We start from the raw sequence: 4,901 nt of genomic DNA on the forward strand, positions 1-4,901 counted from the left end.
GCGCCGCGCTGCCCCTTGGCAATCGGAATAAAGCCGTCGCCGCGGCTGTAGCGGCCGTCGATGGCGACCTGCCCATTGCCGAGCCCTGTGCCGGCGCTTGCCGATGCGTCCCAACTGTCACGGCTCCCATAAGCCGCACTCGCGGTCATGCCGTCGATCATCTCCGAATAGAGGCTGACCGTCCCGGCAAGCGCGCCCGCTCCATCGGCGCCGCTACCGCCGCCGCGCGTGATCGCAATGCCGCCAAGATTGATCGCGTCATAGGCGCTCCACGCGACCCAGCCGCCGAACGGATCGGCCTGCGGAATTCCGTCAAGCATCACGAGCGCACGGCTCGACGCATTGCCGCCAAGGCCGCGAAGCGTCACCCCTTGGCTCGTCGGATGTGCGGATCGGCCGTCGGAGCGGCGGAACTGGACGATGCCCGCTTCGTCGCGAAGGCGATTTTCGACCCGCGCACCAAGCCCGGCATCGACATCGAGCAGGATAGTCGACGACTGGGTGGCATCGCTGACGGGAGATTTCAGCCCGCCGCTGCCGATGACGACGATTTCCTCGCGCGGGACATAGCGCGCGGGGATGATGATATCTTCCGCGTCGTGCGCCACCGCCGCCGCCGGCAGCGCCAGCGCGAGAGCCCCCGTCAAAAGGCGGATCACGCGGGCTTCACCGCGTCGGGATGCGCCTTCCGGAACGCGTCCAGTTCCATGCACGCCGTATCGATCGCGACGAGCCGCGGATAATCGTCCAGCGGCACCTCGAAGCGCCGCGCATTGTACATCTGCGGGACGAGGCAGCAGTCGGCGATCCCCGGCGCGTCGCCGCCGAGATATCTGCCGTCGCCCGCCATCGCTTCGAGCGCGTCGAATCCTTGCGCGATCCATGTCGCGATCCAACGCTCCTTGGTCTGCTCGTTGAGCCCCAGATCCTTCGTCAGATATTTGAGCACACGCAGGTTGTTCAGCGGATGGATATCGCTCGCGATCACTTGCGCGCGCGCCAGCGCGACCGCGCGCGGCATTGCCTCCTCGGGAATCAGCCGCGGCTGCGGAAAGGCGCGGTCGAGCCAGTCGATGATCGCCATGCTCTGGATGATCGGCTCGCCGTCGACGACGAGCATCGGGACAAAGCCTTGCGCATTCTGCTCGAGATAGGCGTCGCTGCGCTGCTCGCCCGCGATCAGGCTGACCTCGACGCGCTCATAGGCAAGGCCTTTCAGGTTCAGCGCGATACGCACACGGAAGCTGGCCGAGGAGCGGAAATAGTCGTGGAGGACGAGCCCATGCGCTTGATGTGTCATGGCGCCGTCTAATGCGATGCTTTCGGCATCTCCGCAATCCATTGCCGCAGCAGCGCCGCGCCTTCCCTGTGCACCGTCGACCGCCCGACCTCGGGCATCGCGATTCCCGGGTCGGTGCTTTCGAGACGATAGATCAGGAAGCTGTGGTCGGGATCGCCCGGCGCAATCGCAAACTCCATGCCCCCGCTACCGCGCCCGGCCGCGGTGGGGCGCTTGCCGATGCCATAGTTCACCCCGGTGGGATCATCGGTCCAGCGCAGGAACAACCCGCTGTTCGACGCGCTGCCCGCGGGGTTGTGGCAATGCGCGCAATTGACGTCGAGATAGGCGCGCGCGCGGTCGGCAACGGTGCCTGCCTTCGGATCATCCCATTGCGGCATCACCGGCTTGAGCGCGGCCGGATTCTCGAAATAGAGGCTGCGCAGCTTGTCCGACGCCGCCGGGTCGAGGAGGAAGTTCCGGGCCTTCGGCCCGATCGGCACGAGCTCGCCGCCGAGGCTATGGCATTCCTTGCACTGGTTCTTGTTCGGCACCGCGTAGCGGACATCATGGGCTTCACCGTCGGGGCTCTTGAAACTCACCGGCACGCGGCGACCGCCGAGCGCCAGCGTCGCATCCTTGCCGTCGGCGTCCCAGATATAGGGCAGCGCGACCCAGCCACTCGCGCGCCGGATCAGCAGCCGCGTCTCGACCGGACGCCCCTCGCTGACGTCGGTCCAGCCGAAGCTCTTGACCAGCACCGTGCCGACTGGAAACTCGATCACGCCGTCGCTTCCGACCTTCGCTTTTTTCCCGGCAGGGATCGAGATAAAGCGATGCTTGTCGGTATAATCGCTGAACAGCGGCGCGCGCAGCGTATAGCCGACGCCGGCCGCGGGTGTTTTCGGGTCGTTGCCGCGAAACAGCCCGAACGCCGAGAGCTTCGGCGGCATCGCGTCGCTCTCGACCACCGCCTGATCGACCCCGGGCAGCGTTCCGGCCGCCCCGCCACTCGCACATAGAAGCGCCGCGGCGAACGCGGCAAAAACGCGTCTCACCGGACCTTCGCCTCCATGCTTTCGGGCAGCTTGATCGTCGGCAGCGGCGCGGGCGGCGTGCCCTTCGACAAGTCCGCCGGCGACGGCTTCGCCTCGCTCTGCGGCGTCTTCACATCGGGGAGGTTCAGCGACAGCACGCCGACCTTGTCGAGCACGATCGCATCGCCCGCGCCGTCCCACAGCACCGGCGGGATGCTGCCGCCCATCGCCGCCGCGATCATGTCACCGCCGGGAAATTTGGGCGCATAGCCCGCCTTGCCATGCTGGTTCCCGCGCACGACGATCTGTTTCGGCAGCGGCTGGTATTTGGGATCCTTGTGCTCGTAGCGATAGCCGACGATCATCACATTCGCGGTGCCATTGTCGGCGAACACATTGTCGAAAATCTCGACGTTGCGGTTCGCCATGATCAGCACGCCGGTGCCCGTGGGCACGCTGGCGACGCTATTGCCTTTCGGCGCGAAGTTCGGCGTGCTGTTGTCGTTGACGATGTTCTCGAAGACCCGGACATTGTGCCCCCCCTGCATCGGCAGGCTGGGCAGGTCGAACACCAGGATGCCGCCGGTGTTCTTCGTCGCGATATTGTCATGGACGTCAGCGTCGTAGCTGTTCTCGATCTCGATACCCGCGACATTTTCCTGCGCGATCGATTCGCGAACGACGATATTCTTCGACTGGCCGACATAGATGCCCGCATCGGACGCGCCGCGGACATAAACGCTGTCGATCAGCACGTCGCTGCTCTCGACCGGGTAAATGCCGTAAGCGCCGTTGGTTTCCTTCGGCCCCGCGGTCCATTCGACGCGCACCTTGTAATAGACGATACGGTCGGCGCCCTTCGACTTGATGCCGTCGCCCTTGGTGTTGAGTACCGCGAAGTCGGTCAGGAACACGTCGTCGGAGGTGACGAGCAGCCCTTCACCCGCGCCTTGCTGCCCCGTAAAGTCGAGAATCGACCCGCCCTCGCCCGCTCCCGCACCGCGCACCGTGACGCCCGCGACATCGAGCGACAGCCCGTCGGTCAGTTTCCACACGCCGGCACCCAGCTGCACCGTGTCGCCCGGTTGGGCGAGAATCAGCGCCTCTTGCAGCTTTTCATTGGCGTCAGGTGTTGTCGCACTGACGCTGATCACTTTCGCCGCCGCCGGATAGGCGGTAAGGGCCGCCACGATGCAGAGCGTCGCCGCGTGGTGGCGCAGGCCATGGAATCGCATATGTCTCTCCCCAAATTTTCGGGGAGCATGGTGCAAGACTTGACGTATGCCAAGCGTCTTGCTGACATATGTGTAGCTAACCCGGGGAGAGGTCGCTTTGATTCACCGATATATGTTGGCGCTTGCCGCCTTTGTCGTCGTGCCCGCGTCCGCTGCGGCGCCGGCGTCCTTGACCGGACGCTGGAAAACCGACGATGGCAAGGGAATTGTCGCGATGGCACCGTGCGGCGCGAAAATGTGCGGCCGGATCGCCGAATTGCTCATCAGGGAGCCCGTGGGCGGCCAGCGCGACGAGCGCAACCCCGACAAGGCCAAACGCAGCCGCAAGGTCGAAGGACTGCAGATCTACTGGGATCTCGTCCCGCGCGGCGATGGCTGGAAAGGCGAAGGCTACAGCCCCGAGGATGGTCGCTATTACACCGCCCACCTGCGCGTGAAGGGCAACAAGCTGACGATGAAGGGCTGCGTCGCAGTCTTCTGCCGCACGGTAACCTGGACGCGGATGGGGTAATTTTTCGGTTTCTGCCGAGCGAAGTCGACACACCGCGGGGTCGCAATCGATCGACGGCATCCCGGCTTCGCGCGATGCGAACGGGCTTAACCCTCGCCCAAAATCCAGTCGACACCCGCCGCGACATGGATTCGTGTCGTGTCGTAGATCGGCAGGACATTGGCGTCGGTGTCGACCAGCATCACCAGTTCGGTGCACGCCAGCACGATCGCCTCGATATCCTGCTTCGCGATATCGGTGATGAAGGTCTTCATCGTGCGGCGCGAACTTTCGTTCACCTTGCCCAGCATCAGTTCTTCGTAAATGATGCGGTCGATCTCTTCGGCGCGCGCGGCGTCATAGGGCGCGAGCGTCAGCCCGTGGCGGACCAGCCGCTGGCGAAACCACGGCTCGGCCATCACGTTGCGCGTGCCGATCACCGCCGCCGCCTTGATCCCGTCGGCCTTCATCTTCTCGCCGGTTTCGTCGACGATGTGAAGCAGCGGGATCGAAATTGCCGCGGCGACATCTTCGGCAACCTTGTGCATCGAATTGGCGGCGATCATCAGCGCGGTCGCACCCGCCGCCTCGAGCCGCTGCGCCGATGCGATCAGCACCTCCTTGGCATGCGCCCACTGCTCGGGCGTGGTGATCCGCGACAGCTCGCAATAGTTGAGGCTCTCCATCAGGATCGGTGCCGAACAGGCAGTACCGAGGCGCTTTTGCACGCCCTTGTTGAGATGGCGGTAATAAAGCTCGGTCGATGCCCAGCTCATTCCCCCGATCAAGCCGATTTTGCGCATTTCATCTCCAGAAAAACAGAAATCCGTTCGCCCTGAGTTCGTCGAAGGGCCGTTCTT

6 protein-coding genes are annotated in these 4,901 nt (G+C 64.4%); 1 reads left to right on the forward strand and 5 read right to left on the reverse strand.

Annotated features, from left to right (window positions below; all coding sequences use genetic code 11):
- The 4 genes from VGD20_RS18430 to VGD20_RS18445 all read right to left on the reverse strand — a co-directional run.
- Window positions 1-659 (reverse strand): TonB-dependent receptor plug domain-containing protein (locus VGD20_RS18430; RefSeq protein WP_331135834.1); only part of this gene is annotated, 659 nt, incomplete at its 3' end.
- Complete coding sequence (gene maiA / locus VGD20_RS18435; RefSeq protein ID WP_331135835.1) at window positions 656-1,300, reverse strand: maleylacetoacetate isomerase; 645 nt, start codon at window positions 1,298-1,300, stop codon at window positions 656-658. The genes maiA and VGD20_RS18430, both read right to left, overlap by 4 nt.
- A gap of 8 nt (window positions 1,301-1,308) precedes the next feature.
- Complete coding sequence (locus tag VGD20_RS18440) at window positions 1,309-2,337, reverse strand: SO2930 family diheme c-type cytochrome (RefSeq protein WP_331135836.1); 1,029 nt, start codon at window positions 2,335-2,337, stop codon at window positions 1,309-1,311.
- Entirely contained in the window at window positions 2,334-3,551 is a 1,218-nt protein-coding gene (locus tag VGD20_RS18445) for a parallel beta-helix domain-containing protein (protein WP_331135837.1), read from the reverse strand. Before VGD20_RS18445 ends, VGD20_RS18440 begins: the two co-directional genes overlap by 4 nt.
- 112 nt (window positions 3,552-3,663) lie before the next feature.
- Here VGD20_RS18445 and VGD20_RS18450 point away from each other — a divergent pair, with 112 nt between their 5' ends.
- On the forward strand, window positions 3,664-4,062 hold the full coding sequence (locus tag VGD20_RS18450; RefSeq protein ID WP_331135838.1) for a DUF2147 domain-containing protein: 399 nt from the start codon (window positions 3,664-3,666) through the stop codon (window positions 4,060-4,062).
- A gap of 86 nt (window positions 4,063-4,148) precedes the next feature.
- On the opposite strand, the gene VGD20_RS18455 is transcribed toward VGD20_RS18450, so the two are convergent.
- Window positions 4,149-4,844 carry an aspartate/glutamate racemase family protein gene (locus VGD20_RS18455; protein ID WP_331135839.1) on the reverse strand — a complete coding sequence of 232 codons (696 nt, stop codon included), beginning with the start codon at window positions 4,842-4,844 and terminating at the stop codon, window positions 4,149-4,151.
- Between the last annotated feature and the right edge of the window lie 57 nt (window positions 4,845-4,901).

The organism is Sphingopyxis sp. (assembly GCF_036402335.1).
Taxonomy (GTDB): Bacteria; Pseudomonadota; Alphaproteobacteria; order Sphingomonadales; family Sphingomonadaceae; genus Sphingopyxis.

What these genes read in the sequence shown, in the direction of transcription:
- maiA (WP_331135835.1), bottom strand. Translation starts at nt 1,300, where the DNA reads ATGACACATCAAGCGCATGGGCTCGTCCTCCACGACTATTTCCGCTCC.
- VGD20_RS18445 (WP_331135837.1), bottom strand. Translation starts at nt 3,551, where the DNA reads ATGCGATTCCATGGCCTGCGCCACCACGCGGCGACGCTCTGCATCGTG.
- VGD20_RS18450 (WP_331135838.1), top strand. Translation starts at nt 3,664, where the DNA reads ATGTTGGCGCTTGCCGCCTTTGTCGTCGTGCCCGCGTCCGCTGCGGCG.
- VGD20_RS18455 (WP_331135839.1), bottom strand. Translation starts at nt 4,844, where the DNA reads ATGCGCAAAATCGGCTTGATCGGGGGAATGAGCTGGGCATCGACCGAG.